Consider the following 16,603-nt stretch of genomic DNA (forward strand, 5'->3'; position numbering starts at 1 on the left):
TTTATCTTCCAAATGCTTCGCCCCTACTGACCACTGACAACAAATAAGGGTGTACTCGTGTACACCCTAAAAATTCAGAATATGAAAGAGTAAAATTTAACCAGACGTACTAATCAGCAGCGTCCATTGCTGCTGCGCCTGTGTCTTCCTCTTCACTCTTGGGCGGTCTTTGTTGGAATCTTCTGCCCATTCTACCTGTGGTGGTACGTTTACGAAACTTTCTGGCGTAGGCCTGGTTTCGTAGCGCCTTTTCTTTTTTCGGGTTACGGCGCTTTGCCATATTCACCTCATTAATAAACAACAAAAAATTGGCATCTAGGCATTACTTAGGCCATATTAGCTACCGATATTATTGATATACTTTTTTAGCCTAGTGCAGCAATCAATACACTTTAAATAGCATACCATTATATCGCACTAAAAAGTCTAATGTCAACCAGAATTTAGCGATCGCAAACTCCTAGGGGCGTAAGGACTGCGCCATCATATCATCAGGGTGAGGAGGAAAATTCTATTTTAACAACCCAATTAAATTTAATTTTTTATACTTAAATAATAAAGAATTCGACAGCGATGCCTACTAGCAAGGCATCGCGGATTTTAGATTTGCGATTCATCTGTAATCTAAAATCTAAAATCCAACCAGCGATTTAATGGTTTACGGCTGCTGCTTCCCGTGCTGCTGCTGCTTGATCTGGGTGAATACCCAAGCGTGTGAGGTTAATTCGTCCCTTATTGTCAATTTCTCGCACTTTGACAATCACCTCATCACCAACAGCTACTTCATCTTCAACCTTGCCAACGCGATAGTCAGCAAGCTGAGAAATGTGAATCATGCCTTCTTTACCGGGCAAGAACTCCACAAAAGCACCAATGGGTATAACTCGTGTCACACGACCGATGTAAACGTCCCCTTCATGGAGTTTACGAGTCATGCCTTGAACGATATTCCGCGCTCTCTTAGCTCGGTTTTCATCAACTGCGGAAATGGTGACAGTACCATCATCTTGGATGTCAATTTTTGCACCAGTTTCTTCAGTGATCCCCTTGATGGTTTTCCCTCCAGGTCCAATGACTAGACCAATCATGTCAGGATCAATCTTGATGGTCAACAGACGTGGGGCATAGGGTGAAGTTTCTTCCCTGTGTGTGTCAATAGTCTGGAGCATTTTTTCCAGAATATGTAACCGGGCAGGTTTGGCTTGGTTGACAGCTTGGGCAATTACCTCTAAAGGCAACCCAGATATTTTCATATCCATTTGCAAAGCGGTAATCCCAGTATCTGTACCGGCAACTTTGAAGTCCATATCACCTAAAAAGTCTTCAATGCCTTGAATGTCGGTAAGGATTCGCACTTCGTCCCCTTCCTTAATCAAGCCCATTGCCGCACCACTCACAGGTTTAGTAATTGGTACACCGGCATCCATGAGGGATAGGCTAGAACCACAAACTGAACCCATTGAAGTCGAACCATTGGAAGAAAGAACTTCTGATACTACGCGAATTACGTAGGGAAATTTTTCCTTGGATGGTAGTACAGGTAATAATGCCCGTTCTGCTAATGCACCATGTCCGATTTCTCGTCTCCCAGGGGCGCGTAATGGTTTGGTTTCGCCGACGGAGAAGGGAGGGAAGTTATAGTGATGCAGGTAACGTTTGGTTTGTTCTAGTTGCAAGTCATCGTTGAGGTTTTGGGCATCTCCGGGAGTCCCAAGGGTACACATTGATAGTACCTGAGTCAGTCCCCGATTGAATAAACCGCTACCATGAACTCGTTTGGGTATTATGCCAACTCGACAAGATATAGGGCGGACTTCATCAAGTTTGCGACCATCTACGCGGACATTATCTTCGACAATTTGACGGCGCATGAAGTATTTAGTAATACTTTTGAATGTATTGCCAAGAGCTTTAGAGTTTGCTGTAGCAGCAATGCGAATGGGGTCTTCTTCTGGTAAAGCTTTGATTTCATCAGCAATACTATCTTCAACTGCGTCCAAAGCAATATCACGATCAGTTTTAGTTAACTCAAATTGCGCTAAGATTTTTTTAATCTCATTACTAGCGCGATCGCGGATATAGTTTTCTAATGTCTGATCTGGTTCTGGTGGTGCTTCTTGCACCAGTTTGAGACCTAGTTCATCCAGTAAATCTAACTGGGCCTGAATTAAATCCCGAACTGCTTCGTAGCCAAAATCAATCGCTTCAATAATATCTCGCTCTGGCAATTGATTTGCACCCGCTTCCACCATGATTACCCCATCTGGTGAACCGGCGACGACTAAATCCAAATCTCCCGCTGCAATTTCTGCATAGGTAGGGTTAATAATAAAATCATCCCCCACCAAGCCTACTCGCACTGCGGCCATGGGTCCATTAAAAGGAATTTGGGCAATGAGGGTAGCAATTGAAGCACCTGTTACTGCTAACACATCAGGAGGGACTTGCTCATCCATTGACATAGTTATTGCCATAACTTGCAAGTCATCCCGCAACCATGAAGGGAATAAAGGACGGAGTGGACGGTCAATCAGCCGACTGGTAAGAATTGACTTTTCCGGTGGACGACCTTCTCGGCGCATAATTCCCCCAGGAATTCTTCCCGCTGCGTACAATCTTTCTTCGTAATCTACGGTCAGTGGCAAAAAATCAATGCCTTCCCGCGCTGCTGACCTTGTAGCCGTTACTAAAACAGTTGTATCTCCTGATTGTATCAAAACCGACCCACCTGCTTGGGGGGCTAGTAGGCCAACCGTCAGTCGAATATCCCGTCCATCAAAGGATATTGACTTTTCAAATTCTGCCATTCAGTTTTTTTTCCTTCTCTTACGCGATTCTCACTCTGTGGCAATCCTAACATTTATGCAGTCTAGACGGCTTCTGTAATGAACAAACATACAACAAAATTCTCTAAGTTAGCTGTACAACGGGCTTCATATCTGGGTTTGTGTTCTAAGTTATCTTTTTGCTGAACGATTTAATAATATTTTATCAATCAATTAAGAGGCAAGTAACTGCATCGTAATTACCCCTGTCATTAAAAAGGAATTTTCGGAATTGAATAATTAAATATTTTTGTCAGAATCAGGATGTCCAGGATTTAAGGATTTACAGGATTTTTCTTTGGATTTGGATTTTCGGAATTGAATAATTAAATATTTTTGTCTGAATCAGGATATCCAGGATTTAAGGATGTACAGGATCTTTGTTTGGATTTGGATTTTCGGAATTGAATAATTAAATATTTTTGTCTGAATCAGGATATCCAGGATTTAAGGATGTACAGGATTTTTGTTGGGATTTAGATTTTTATGATTGGCAGATTCGCAGAGTATGGAATTGCTGAATAAAATATTTGATGGTGAAAGTAATGTAATCCTATTCATGCTGATTCAGATATTTTTATCGTCATTCACAGAATTTTCATATCCACAGAATTTGGTGATTATCAAAAATATTTAATCTCTTCATCCTGACAATCCTTTAATCGGTGGATATCCTGATTCAGACATTTTCATCATTGGTTTATTAAAGCTGTTGTTGGGTTGCGCTGTCGCTTAACCCAACCTACATTAAATTGTATCAGGATCTATATTTAACTCCCGCAATTTTGCTGCTAAACGTTCTGATTTTTTAGTTTCTTTTTCTGCGGTTTCTTCAGGTGTGGGAACTAGCTCTCCTGCTGGGGTAAAATACCGTAATAGTCCTTGATAAATTCCTAAATATAAACCTAGCTGACGACTCCACAAATGTCCTTGCTGATTTTGTTCTAAAGGTTGATATTCTCCGTCTACTAAATGAAAACCTGCAAATTCTAGTGTATAAGGGTCGAACCAAAAATAATCAGGTGTGCGGAAAGTATTTTGATAAAGTTCTTTTTTATATTCTCTATCTGTATTAGCTGTAGTTGGTGAGAGAATTTCTAAAATGAAATTAGGATATTTACCATCTTCTTCCCACACCACCCAACTTTTGCGAGTTTTGCGTTCTGTTCCTAAGACGACAAAGAAATCTGGACCTCGGAAATATTCAGATTTTTTCTGATTAGGACTATAGTAAATGGTGAGATTTCCCGCAGCATAGAAATCATTTCTATCTTTCCATAACCATTCTAGACATTTGAACAGTAGAATTATTTGTCTTAGATGTAGTTCTGTTTCCACGGTTGGTTCATCACTATATAAATCACTTGGGGGAAATATTACATCTTGGGAGATGTTTTCTTGACATTCTAATTCTTGAGTAATCATCATGATGTGATACCAAGTAGTTATTTGTTGATTATAGCATTATGTAGGTTGGGTTGAGAAAACCCAATATTATATTATTCTTTTGTTGGGTTGCGCTGTTGCTTAACCCAACCTACATGACTTTGATGATTTGAATAATTAAATATTTTTGTCTGAATCAGGATGTCCAGGATTAAAGGATTTACAGGATTTTTGTTGGGATTTGGATTTTGATGATTTGAATAATTAAATATTTTTGTCTGAATCAGGATATCCACCGATTAAAGGATTTACAGGATTTTTGTATGAATTTGGATTTTGATGATTTGAATAATTAAATATTTTTGTCTGAATCAGGATGTCCAGGATTTAAGGATGTACAGGATTTTTGTTGGGATTTAGATTTTGATGATTTGAATAATTAAATATTTTTGTCTGAATCAGGATGTGCAGGATTTAAGGATGTACAGGATTTCTGTTGGGATTTGGATTTTTATGATTGGCATATTTGCAGGACATAGGATTGCTGAATAAAATATTTGATGGTGAAAGTAATGTAATCCTATTCATGCTTAATAAGATATTTTTATCATCGTTCACAGAATTGTCAGATCCACAGAATTTGGTGATTATTAAAAATATTTAATCTCTTCATCCTGTAAATCCTTAAATCCTGGATATCCTGATTCAGACAATAAATATTTAATCCCTTCATCCTGTAAATCCTTAAATCCTGGATATCCTGATTCAGACAATAAATATTTAATCCCTTCATCCTGTAAATCCTTAAATCCTGGATATCCTGATTCAGACAATAAATATTTAATCTCTTCATCCTGTAAATCCTTAAATCCTGGGTATCCTGATTCAGACAATAAATATTTAATCCCTTCATCCTGTAAATCCTTTAATCCTTTAATCCTTTAATCCTGGTTATCCTGATTCAGATATTTTTATTATATCTTTTGTTGGGTTGCGCTGTCGCTTAACCCAACCTACATGACTGACATTTTCACGGCTTAATTAAAGATTCCTCAGACTGACGATATTTAGCAATTAATTTACGTCTTTTTAGGGGTGGATAAAGCAGCATAGAAAGTGCAGGTAAACTCGTTCCAGTGAGTGCTAACAAAATAAATGTGTTAAAGTCTATTATTATTCCCGTTCCTACACTAATTCCCAATCCTAATATGAGTAGTATTAGTATACTAGTAAACAAGTTTTCAGCCAGCCTCATAGCCAGAATCACAGCCGTACTCACAACCAGACTCAGAAACCCCAGACGCAGATCCGCAGACAGATTCAGAAACACCATACCCAGACCAAGACCTGCAGACAGTTGCAGAAACACCATACCCAGACTCAGAAACATACTCGCAATCATAGCCTCAGCCATAGCCTTAGCCATATCCTTATCAATTATAGACCTCAAGCCGATTATCAAGCCAGACACCACGCCAGACACAACGCTAATTACATAAAAGCGAATTACATAATCAGATACCTTCCAAGTTGCCACCACAACCAGTAAAAACATCGCAATTAAACGCCAATAGGGCAATTTTATCTTCTCAATGGGTAAAGCCGCCGTCTGCACCTTCACCGTTAAAGTATGACTGGCTGGATAAGCATTACTATGAAGAATTAATTGACGTTTATACTGCTTATCAGCCATTAATTTACTCGTATCTACCTGAACCTGAAAACGAATATGATTGCTGCTAAACTGAGCAGGTTTAACCGAAATCCAAGCATGATGATCTGGTGTATGGGGAGGGTCTTGAGGATGGGGTGTAACTTCCCATTTACCTTCTAATAAAGTATCTGGTATGGGATTTTCAATAGTAATATCCCTTCTTAATTTTTCCCCCAGCCTATTCGCTTTAAACTCTAAAACCGTCTCACTAAAATCAACTGCTGGTACACGAATAACATCAAGGGGTTTGAGTGATTCTAAAGCTAATTCTGCATTAGTAAATCGGTCTTTTTGTTTCGGTTGTACCATTTTTTCTAACCAACCGATAAACCGCAAACTTACCTGGGGTAAAAGATGACGAAATTTAATCAAATAAGGATCATCTTCATCTTGTAATTCATCTATTTTTGTTGACTTGATTCCTGTTAATAAACAGATTAAAGTTGCACCCAAAGCATACAAATCTGTAGCGTTTGTTGGCTTAAACATTTGCTCTGGGGGAATAAAACCAGGAGTTCCTTTAAAAACACTACTTCCAGCTACATCATGACTACCAATACGAGCAAAACCAAAGTCAATTAAATAGACATTGATTTGTTCATCTACTAAAATGTTTTCTGGTTTAATATCTCGATGAATTACCGACGGTATCCGATTTTGTAAATATACAAGAATTTCTAAAATCTTAACTGCAATTTGTTTAATTTCTTCTGGTGAAAAACTGCGAGGTTCTGCTAAAGTAGAAGCATTAATATACTCTTGAACTAAACAAAAACCATCGGAGGTTTCAAAGGAATGCAAGTAACTGGGAATACCAGGATGATCTAATCCTTTAAGTACCTGTATTTCTCGTGCGTGGGCTTCTGAACCAGACCAACTTGAACCCGCTTGAGCAAAACAAAACTGTTTGATTACCTCCGCTTGCCCTGTGTTAATATTTGTTGCTAACCAAGTAATTCTACCACCTTCCCGGTTGCGTCCTAGTTCTCTAATAACCTGATAGCCTTGTTCTTGGAAATCTGGGTAGATGCTCATATTTCTAAGAGGGAATAAGTATAATAGTGCATTTTGATTTTACTATAAGTAGGGATGGTTGAAAATCAGACTGTAAAAGTTTTGTTTCAGTCCAACGTTTGTTACTATTTAAGTTGGAGGAGCAGATTCAGTATCTTCCGCTCTTGCTCAAGATGCAACATAACAATTAAAAAAATAATTAGTCTATTTAAACATGGCAACTTTACACGGAACTTGGATACTAAATAATCAAAATAGTTATTTCTTTATTTGGGGAGAAACTTGGCGTTCTTCGCAGGTACATACTGAGGTATCTGCGGAAATTCCTTTACATCCATTGGCTATGACATCAGTGGAATTAAATGAATGGTTAGAAGCATCTAATTTATCAATTGCTAATGTAATTCAGCCATCTCCTACTACTAAACAAAAACTTAAAAGTAAACCATCAACAGAAATAAAATTACCTCTTCATTCTCAAACTGTTTCTTTACCAACTTATTTTTTAGAAAATAAAAAATCAGGGTTAACCACAATTTCTCCAGTTCATTCTGTCAGCGTAGATATAGATCCTCCATCTTCACAATATTTACATCCTTGGCAAATTGATGGTTTTTGTCTCACTCCGGCATTAGCAATTCAATTTCTCTCATCTTTACCTTTGAGTGCAAATGATAGTAAAGCAGCTTTATTAGGTGCAGATATTCATTTTTGGGTACATATTTACAGATGGCATTTAGACTTAATTTCTCGTTGTAAATTTTTACCAACTGTTGAAAAACAAGATAGTAATTTAATTGCCAAATGGCAGGTACTTTTAGATAGTGCTGTAGATGTCACTAGGTTAGAGAAATTCGCCTCACAAATGCCCTTAGCTTGTCGAACATATCAACAGACTACCGAAAATATAGCAATTGATTTACCATTAATACCTCAAGAAATTATATTATCATTTCTCAATAATATTACAGATAATCAATTGCGGTTAATGGTTGGTTCTCAATCTCCTCTTGAACCTAGAATCATGATGTCCTTACCTGCGGCATTACAGCAATGGTTACAAGGATTAATTAATGAAAATAATATAATTGATGCAGCAGGAGGAGAACGTTTAGAAACTACGTTAAAAGCTTGGACTTTACCATTACAATATCAACTTACAGGTAAGGCTTTATTTAGAACTTGTTTTCAATTACTGCCTCCAGAAAATGAAGACCCAAATTGGACTTTAAAATATTTTCTCCAAGCAGCAGATAACCCAGAATTGTTAATAGACGCAGCGACAATTTGGCATCAATCTGTAGAAAAATTAGTTTATCAAAATCGCACAATCGCACAACCTCAAGAAACATTTTTGCGAGGTTTGGGTTTAGCTTCTCGATTGTATCCGATAATTACCCCTAGTTTAGAAACTGCATCTCCCGAATTTTGTCACCTTACCCCCATGGAAGCTTATGAATTTATCAAAGCTGTAACTTGGAAATTTGAAGATAGTGGTTTAGGCGTAATTTTACCTCCTAGTTTAGCAAATCGGGAAGGGTGGGCAAATCGTTTAGGGTTAAAAATTAGTGCCGAAACTCCTCAACAAAAATCAGGACGTTTGGGTTTACAAAGTTTATTAAATTTTCAATGGCATTTGGCAATTGGTGGACAAACAATCTCTAAAGCTGCGTTTGATAAACTGGTAAAATTAAATAGTCCTTTAGTCGAAATTAATGGTGAATGGGTAGAATTGCGTCCCCAAGATATTAAAACTGCCCAAACTTTTTTTAGTTCCCGTAAAGAACAAATGTCTCTTTCCTTAGAAGATGCTTTACGCATTAGTAAAGGAGATACTCAAGTAATTGAAAAATTACCTGTTGTCAGTTTTGAAGCTTCCGGTGCATTGGAAGAATTAATTGGGACATTAACTAATAATCAAGAAATTCAAACTTTACCAACTCCTGGCAATTTTACCGGACAATTAAGACCTTATCAAGAACGTGGTGTAGCTTGGTTAGCGTTTTTAGAAAGATGGGGTTTGGGCGCTTGTTTAGCGGACGATATGGGATTAGGTAAGTCGGTACAGTTTATAGTTTTCCTACTTCATCTCCAAGAACAAAACGCATTAGAAAAACCGACGCTTTTAGTATGTCCTACTTCAGTTATGGGCAATTGGCAAAAAGAAGTCAAAAAATTTGCCCCCACAATCAAAGTTTTAGAATATCACGGTGATAAACGCCCTAAAGGTAAAGCATTTACAGAAGCAGTTAATAAACACGATATAGTAATTACTAGCTATGCACTGATTCACCGCGATATTAAGTTATTGAAAGTAATTGAATGGCAAATAATTGTTTTAGACGAAGCCCAAAATATCAAGAATTCCGAAGCAAAACAATCACAAGCCGTCCGGCAATTAGAAACCACATTTCGGATTGCTTTAACTGGTACACCTGTAGAAAATAGATTACAAGAATTATGGTCTATTTTAGATTTTCTTAATCCTGGATATTTAGGGAATAAACAATTTTTCCAAAGACGGTTTGCTATGCCGATTGAAAAGTATGGTGATACTGCTTCTTTAAATCAATTACGTTCTTTAGTTCAACCTTTTATTCTGCGACGGTTAAAAAGTGATAAAGACATTATTCAAGACTTGCCAGATAAGCAAGAAATGACGGTTTTTTGTGGATTAACTTCCGAACAAGCTACACTATATCAACAATTAGTAGATGAATCTTTAGTAGCAATTGAATCTGCGGAAGGTTTACAACGTCGGGGGATGATTTTAGGATTATTAGTGAAGCTAAAACAGATATGTAATCATCCTTCTCAATATTTAAAATTAGCAACTTTAGAAAAACATCATTCAGCTAAATTACAACGACTAGAGGAAATGTTAGATGAAGTTTTAGTAGAAGAAGACCGCGCTTTAATTTTCACACAATTTGCTGAATGGGGTAAATTGCTAAAACCTTATTTAGAAAAGAAATTAGGACGGGAAATATTCTTTTTATATGGTAGTACCAGCAAAAAACAAAGAGAAGAAATGATTGATAGATTCCAACATGACCCCCAAGGACCACCAATTATGATTTTATCGTTAAAAGCTGGTGGTGTGGGCTTAAATTTAACTAGGGCAAATCATGTATTTCACTTTGATAGATGGTGGAATCCCGCAGTGGAAAATCAAGCCACAGACAGAGTATTTAGAATTGGTCAAACTCGCAATGTCCAAGTTCATAAATTTGTCTGTACTGGGACTTTAGAAGAAAAAATTAATGATATGATAGAAAGTAAAAAACAACTCGCAGAACAAGTAGTAGGTGCAGGAGAAGATTGGTTAACGGAAATGGATACAGACCAACTTCGCAACTTATTAATATTAGATCGGAATGCAGTCATCGAAGAAGATGAAGTTTAAGGAAGATATGACAGAAAACATAGACCATGACCGCTTATTCAAAGAACTAATATCAACTTTTTTCATAGAATTTATAGAATTATTCTTTCCTCAAGTTCTCGAATATATAGACACAGAATCAATTATATTCTTAGACAAGGAAATATTTACTGATGTTACCGCAGGAGACAAATATGAAACCGACCTGATAGCCAAAGTTAAATTTTTAGGTCAACCTTCTTATTTTGTGATTCATATTGAAGCCGAATCAGGTGCAAGACCGAAATTTAATCAAAGAATGTTTCGTTATTTTGCCAGATTAGATGAAAAATTGGACTTACCAATATATCCGATAGTGATATTTTCCTACGACTCACCCAAAACCGTAGCCGTGAATAACTATCAAATCAACTTTCCTGATTTTCAAGTGCTAAAATTTAATTATCAAGTAGTGCAACTGAATCAACTCAACTGGCGAGACTTTTTAGCCCGTCAAAATCCGGTTGCATCAGCTTTGATGTCAAAAATGAGCATAGTGCCAGAAGATAGGCCAAAAGTCAAAGCAGAATGTTTAAGGTTATTAGTCACCTTAAAATTAAATCCAGCCAAAATGCAATTAATATCAGGTTTCATTGACACATATTTGAGATTGAATAAAATAGAAGAAGAGAAATTTCAAACAGAAATAGGTACATTAATCAAAGAAGAAAAGGAGGAAGTTATGCAAATTGTCACCAGTTGGATGGAAGAAGGAATTGAACGAGGAATTGAACGAGGAATTGAACGAGGAATTGAACGAGAAAAAAATTTAATTCTCCGTTTAATTAATAGGAAGTTTGGACAAATTGATCGAGAATTAGAAACTGAAATTAGAAGTTTAAATATAGAAATCATTGAGACTTTGGGAGAAGCAATATTTGATTTAGATACTGTGGAAGATTTGCAAAATTGGTTAGATAATCTTTAATATATGAGTAACGAAACCTTACAAGCAAGTCGGGAATGGTGGTCACAAAGATGGCTCGATTTACTGGATTCTTACCGATTTAAAAAGCGCTTAGAACGGGCAAGAAATTATTCTCGACAAGGAAATGTTTTGAGTATTAGATTTAAAGCTGCGAAAGTATTAGCTAGAGTCCAAGGTAGTGAAGCAGAACCTTATAAAGTTTCTTTATCTCTTGATGCTTTTAGTGAGGAAGAATGGGGTTATGTGGTGGAAACAATGTCTCAAAAGGCGATTTTTGCGGCTAAGTTATTAGCGGGGGAAATGCCACAAAATATTGAAGAAGTTTTTATCAGTAATGGTTTATCATTGTTTCCCTTTACTCTGACTGATGTTCACAGTAAATGTTCTTGTCCTGATAAAGCCGTTCCTTGTAAACATATAGGTGCAGTATATTATCAATTAGGCGATCGCTTTAGTGAAGATCCATTTGTATTATTTCAATTACGTGGACGCACCAAAGAGCAAATTATCAGCGATTTACGTCAATTACGCAGCACTAAAAATGTAGAAACAATTCAGGAAATATCGGCAATTCAACCAGAAGTTTCTGAACATCAATATCCCGTTAAAATAGATGATTTTTGGCAATATAATCAGCCGTTAGAATCGTCTTTAGTAGTTATTTCACCTGCTGTTAGTGAAACAGTATTAGATGTATTAGGGACAATTCCCTTAGCGAAAGATGAGGGAAATACAACTAATTTACCTGCTAGTGAATTGGTGATGAAATATTTAAAAGCCATTTATCAAGATGTGAGTCAAAAGGCATTTGTAGCAGCGATGAATGTGGGACAATAAGCAGGGGAAACGCACTAATATTATTGCAGCAATTTTCAGAAATAATCCAAAAATTATTATTAAATTAGACAAATTACGTACTCAAGGAGAAAAAGTTTTTATCAGTGGAATGACTTACTATGAAATTCAACGGGGATTTCTAGCTGTCAAAGCTACGAGAAAGTTAATCAACTTAGAAAATTTAGGCAATGAATACAAGGTATTACTATTAGATGATATGGCTATATTTCAAAAAGCTGCGGAAATCTATGCTGATTTGAAACAAAGAGGTTTACCAATTCAAGAAGCCGATATATTTATAGCAGCTACAGCTATTATCCACAATTTAATTTTAGTTTCCCATGATTCTGATTTATTAAGAATTAAAGAATTGCAATTAGAAGATTGGTTGCAAGAGGAATAAAATTAAATTAAATCATTTTTAATCAACCGTTTTTGTAAAGCCACAACAACAGCCTGAGAGCGATCGCTCACTTCTAGTTTATGTAAGATAGTATGGACGTGAACCCGCACTGTTCCCGGTGTAATATAAAGTGCCAGAGCAATTTCTTGATTAGTTTTTCCCGCTGCCAATAGTAATAAAATTTCTTGTTCTCTTTGTGTTAGTTTATGAGTAGGCTTTGAGCTATTTTCTGATTCAAAATGGTGATGATCTGATGCAAAGGTAGAACGAATTTCCCTAGTTGCAGTTTCATCCCACCAAGATGCCCCAGATGCGACGGAATACAGAGCCAATACCAATTTTTCAGCCGCAACACCTTTAAGACAATAACCTTGAGCGCCCACTTCAATTAACCGCGTAATCAGAGATTTTTGGGAATGGGAAGTGAGGACTAAAACTGGCAAATTAGGATATTTTTGTTTAATTTGATAACAGGCTTCAATCCCGCCAATTCCTGGTAATCCTACATCTAAAATAACGACATCAAGAGGGTGCTGGTTGACTAACTCAATGGCTGTTTCACCATCTTCCGCTTCCGCGATAATCTCCAAACCAGTTTCTTGCTGCAATCGCACACGCAAGCCCAAACGGAAAAGTTCATCATCCTCAACTAGGAGGATTTTTATGGGGGTAGAAGACATCTGATGTTATTTAAGATTGAAATGGCAAAACAGGGAGCTTGAAGGCAAAAATAGCGCCATTGGGAACTCTGTTTTCTGCCCATATTATACCGTTATGAGCTTCAATAATTTGCCGAGATAAATAAAGTCCTAATCCCGAACCTTTAGCTTGGCGTTGGCAAAGCTCACCGCGATAGCGTTCGCGGAGCGTCCCGGAGGGAACTAGCGCTCCGTAGGAATCGCTATTTCCTTGGTAAAATCGTTCAAATAAGTGGGAAAACTGTTCAGGTTGGATACCTGCACCTGTATCTAAAATTTTGACAACTTGATAGGAAGTTTGCGGTTCTAAGACAATTTCGACATGATCACCGCGTCGAGAATGGTTAATAGCATTAATCAGCAAATTGCTAAAAACTCGTTGCAGTTGCAAAGCATCACCGCGCACCCAAAGAGAGCGTTTCCAATCAGAATCACCATAGTTTAATGATAGATGAATGCGACGATTTGCTGCTAATTCAATTAAAGTAGCCGTTGCTGTTTCTGCTAAGATACTTAAATCCACAGGAGCTAAATCTAGTTTTAAGCCTTCTGTATCATTGCGATAAACATCTAACAAAGTTTCTAATAAATCAAGGGAAGTTTCATGGCTGCGTGCCATTGTTGCTAGAACTTTCTGTTGGGTTGGTAAAACTGCACCAAATTTTTCTTTTTGAAAGGCTTTAATAGTTTCAACTGCTCCTAAAAGTGGCGTTTTTAAATCGTGAGTAAGTGTGGAAGCAAAATCTTCTCTTAGTCTCACTAATTGGGCTTGGGATTCGAGTTTAGTTTGAGTGAGGGCAATGGCTTTTTGAGATTTTCGTAATCGCTGACTTAAAAATCCGGTGACTATCAAAGCTATTGCAGCAATTACTCGACTGGCAACAGTAGAAGCTCGAATTGATTCACCTCCAGGTATCCACGCATTTAACATAGTTAGAAAAACAGCAAGAAATGTTGCGCCTATTGTTGCCATTCCCCCAAACCAAGAATTGACTAATAAAATTGCTCCACTGTAGAGATATCCAAAAACATAATCATTGGGGGTGGAATATTCTAAAACTGCTAGAAAGATAAATATAGTGACAATTAGTAATATTTTACTAAGACGTAAGTTATTGTTTATTAATTTATTTTTTAAAGATGCCATTTACTAACTTACCTTTTCTCAACTTATATAACTATAACAATTATCAAGGCTCAGATCCCCGACTTCTTAAAGAAGTCAGAGATCTTGATGGGATCTTGTTTACTAGCGTTTAGATTTCCTCTAAACTTTACTAAACACTGATATATATCTTTGGGTAGACACACAAATAGAAAAATAAACGATTTTTATATCCTTGTACTCCTTGTTTTTATTGCCACAATAATTGATGATATAAATTAATCATCTCAAGATTACTATCTAAATCAGGATTTTTAGGATGAAATAATTAACAAAAATGATACTGAAAGTAAGCATTTAGCCGTCAGCTATTAGGAAGAATTGAATTGATAAGCATTCTGAATATTAATTACTGATGTCAGCCTCCCCCCACTTGAAAACCCGTAAAATCTGTTTTTAGCTGACTGCTTAATACTGAAAAGCCATAACAACTTTCTTTGAGGAGATTTTATAATTCATGTTACAAGGTTGGATACAAATTGCATTGACATTAATCATTGTCATTGCCACCACTCCTTTATTAGGGAGATATATCGCTTGCGTTTTTCTAGGAGAAAGCACACTGCTTGACTCTGTGTTAAATCCCATAGAAAGAATAATTTTTGTTTTAATTGGAGTTCGTCCTCAAGATGAAATGACAGGTTGGCAATATGCCAAAGCTGTACTTTACAGTAATATCGTTATGGGGATTTTGGTATTTACTATTTTGATAACTCAAGCATGGCTACCATTCAATCCGACAGGGTTAGGTACACCAACTTGGGATACAGCATTACACACGACTTTTTCTTTTCTGACTAATACAGATCAACAACATTATTCTGGAGAAACAACCTTGAGTTATGCCAGTCAAACATTCGCTTTGAGTTTTTTGATGTTCGTTTCATCAGCGACCGGTTTGTCGGTAGGAATTGCCTTTATTCGGGGCTTAACTGGCAGAACATTGGGTAACTTTTATATTGACATCACCAAGTCAATTACGCGGATTTTGTTGCCCATGTCAATCATTATGGGATTGTTATTGATCATGGCTGGTGTGCCTGAAACCCTTGCCGGAGTGGCAACAGCGACAACATTAGAAGGTGCTACTCAAGCGATCGCTCGCGGACCAGTTGCCCACATGGAAGCGATTAAACAAATTGGTGAGAACGGTGGTGGTTTTTTTGCTATTAACTCAGCACATCCCTTTGAAAATCCCAGTGGTTTTTCTAACTTATTGCAAACCTGGGGCATGATTTCTATCCCCACAGCACTAATTTACACCTATGGCGTATTTGCTAACAATCTCAAACAGGCATGGTTAGCATTTTGGATGGTATTTACTATCTTTACCATCTTGTGGATTGTGACTACAATTGGTGAGTATCAAGGAAATCCCTTAGTTAATTCTCTTTTAGGATCACAACAACCCAATTTAGAAGGAAAAGAAGTAAGATTTGGTTGGGCGCAAAGTTCATTATTTGCAACTATTACCACCGGGACAATGTGTGGTGCTGTTAACGCACTTCTCGACTCATTTATGCCCCCAGGTGGATTTGTATTTCTCTTTAATTTATTCTTGCAAATCGTTTGGGGAGTCCAAGGAACTGGGACAGCCTATTTATTTATCTACTATATTTTAGCAGTGTTTTTAACCGGCTTAATGGTAGGACGGACTCCAGAATTTTTAGGTCGCAAAATAGAGAAAAAAGAAATCGTTCTGTCCAGCGTTGTTTTATTAGTTCACCCCTTCGCCATTCTCATTCCTTGGGCAATAGTTTTTGCTTTTCCCGATGCACTTTCAGGTATTAGTAACCCAGGCTTTCATGGCGTTTCTCAAGTAGTTTATGAATATGCTTCCGCAGCCGCAAATAACGGTTCTGGCTTTGAAGGACTAGCTGATAGTCAACCAGCAGCAACAGGACTTTGGTGGAATCTCAGTGCTAGTTTCAGTATTCTCGCAGGACGTTATATTCCCATTATTGCCTTGTTGCTATTAGCAGATAGTATGTCCAACAAACAACCAGTTCCTATGACTGCCGGTACTCTCAGAACCGACACTGGTTTATTCACTGGAGTTACAGGAGGAGTAATTTTAATTCTTGGGGCGCTGACTTTCTTTCCTGTATTAGTTTTAGGTCCAATTGCAGAATGGTTTTTAATTTCCAAATAAACTTATGACTTACACAAAATATGTTTCAATCTTTTATTTCTCTGCGTCCTCTGTGCC

General features: G+C 37.2%; 12 protein-coding genes. 5 read left to right on the forward strand and 7 right to left on the reverse strand.

Going from position 1 to position 16,603, the window contains the following annotated elements:
- Positions 1-109: 109 nt before the first annotated feature.
- The 5 genes from FJR06_RS19510 to FJR06_RS19530 all read right to left on the reverse strand — a co-directional run bounded on the left by FJR06_RS19510 (position 110) and on the right by FJR06_RS19530 (position 6,960).
- On the reverse strand, positions 110-280 hold the full coding sequence (locus tag FJR06_RS19510; RefSeq protein ID WP_015079833.1) for a hypothetical protein: 171 nt from the start codon (positions 278-280) through the stop codon (positions 110-112).
- A 370-nt stretch (positions 281-650) separates the two neighbouring features.
- The gene (locus FJR06_RS19515) at positions 651-2,807 is read right to left on the reverse strand and encodes a polyribonucleotide nucleotidyltransferase (RefSeq protein ID WP_015079832.1); all 2,157 of its coding nucleotides are present in this window, start codon (positions 2,805-2,807) and stop codon (positions 651-653) included.
- A 765-nt stretch (positions 2,808-3,572) separates the two neighbouring features.
- Positions 3,573-4,253, reverse strand: coding sequence for a Uma2 family endonuclease (locus FJR06_RS19520; RefSeq protein WP_168633143.1), 681 nt, complete (start codon positions 4,251-4,253; stop codon positions 3,573-3,575).
- A 608-nt stretch (positions 4,254-4,861) separates the two neighbouring features.
- Complete coding sequence (locus FJR06_RS19525) at positions 4,862-5,104, reverse strand: hypothetical protein (RefSeq protein ID WP_168652079.1); 243 nt, start codon at positions 5,102-5,104, stop codon at positions 4,862-4,864.
- 137 nt (positions 5,105-5,241) lie between these two features.
- On the reverse strand, positions 5,242-6,960 hold the full coding sequence (locus tag FJR06_RS19530; RefSeq protein WP_168652080.1) for a serine/threonine-protein kinase: 1,719 nt from the start codon (positions 6,958-6,960) through the stop codon (positions 5,242-5,244).
- A 193-nt stretch (positions 6,961-7,153) separates the two neighbouring features.
- Between FJR06_RS19530 and FJR06_RS19535 the strand changes: the two genes are divergently transcribed.
- From FJR06_RS19535 to FJR06_RS19550, 4 genes are read left to right on the forward strand one after another with little or no spacing between them, the layout of a single operon-like run.
- Positions 7,154-10,345 (forward strand): DEAD/DEAH box helicase, encoded by a 3,192-nt coding sequence (locus FJR06_RS19535; protein WP_168633146.1) that lies wholly within the window; start codon positions 7,154-7,156, stop codon positions 10,343-10,345.
- Between the two features lie 7 nt (positions 10,346-10,352).
- Positions 10,353-11,291 (forward strand): DUF4351 domain-containing protein, encoded by a 939-nt coding sequence (locus FJR06_RS19540; RefSeq protein WP_168652081.1) that lies wholly within the window; start codon positions 10,353-10,355, stop codon positions 11,289-11,291.
- 3 nt (positions 11,292-11,294) lie between these two features.
- A complete protein-coding gene (locus tag FJR06_RS19545) occupies positions 11,295-12,128 on the forward strand; it encodes an SWIM zinc finger family protein (RefSeq protein ID WP_015079826.1) in 834 nt (277 codons plus the stop codon).
- The gene (locus tag FJR06_RS19550) at positions 12,115-12,531 is read left to right on the forward strand and encodes a type II toxin-antitoxin system VapC family toxin (RefSeq protein ID WP_015079825.1); all 417 of its coding nucleotides are present in this window, start codon (positions 12,115-12,117) and stop codon (positions 12,529-12,531) included. Before FJR06_RS19545 ends, FJR06_RS19550 begins: the two co-directional genes overlap by 14 nt.
- Before the next feature lie 2 nt (positions 12,532-12,533).
- On the opposite strand, the gene FJR06_RS19555 is transcribed toward FJR06_RS19550, so the two are convergent.
- Both FJR06_RS19555 and FJR06_RS19560 read right to left on the reverse strand, forming a co-directional pair.
- Positions 12,534-13,211, reverse strand: a complete 678-nt coding sequence (locus tag FJR06_RS19555) for a response regulator transcription factor (RefSeq protein ID WP_015079824.1) — start codon at positions 13,209-13,211, stop codon at positions 12,534-12,536.
- A gap of 10 nt (positions 13,212-13,221) precedes the next feature.
- Positions 13,222-14,376, reverse strand: a complete 1,155-nt coding sequence (locus FJR06_RS19560) for a sensor histidine kinase KdpD (RefSeq protein WP_015079823.1) — start codon at positions 14,374-14,376, stop codon at positions 13,222-13,224.
- Between the two features lie 475 nt (positions 14,377-14,851).
- Here FJR06_RS19560 and kdpA point away from each other — a divergent pair, with 475 nt between their 5' ends.
- A complete protein-coding gene (gene kdpA, locus FJR06_RS19565) occupies positions 14,852-16,546 on the forward strand; it encodes a potassium-transporting ATPase subunit KdpA (RefSeq protein ID WP_168652082.1) in 1,695 nt (564 codons plus the stop codon).
- Positions 16,547-16,603 lie beyond the last annotated feature (57 nt).

This window comes from Dolichospermum sp. UHCC 0352 (genome assembly GCF_009711925.1).
In the GTDB taxonomy this organism is placed as follows: Bacteria; Cyanobacteriota; Cyanobacteriia; order Cyanobacteriales; family Nostocaceae; genus Dolichospermum; species Dolichospermum lemmermannii.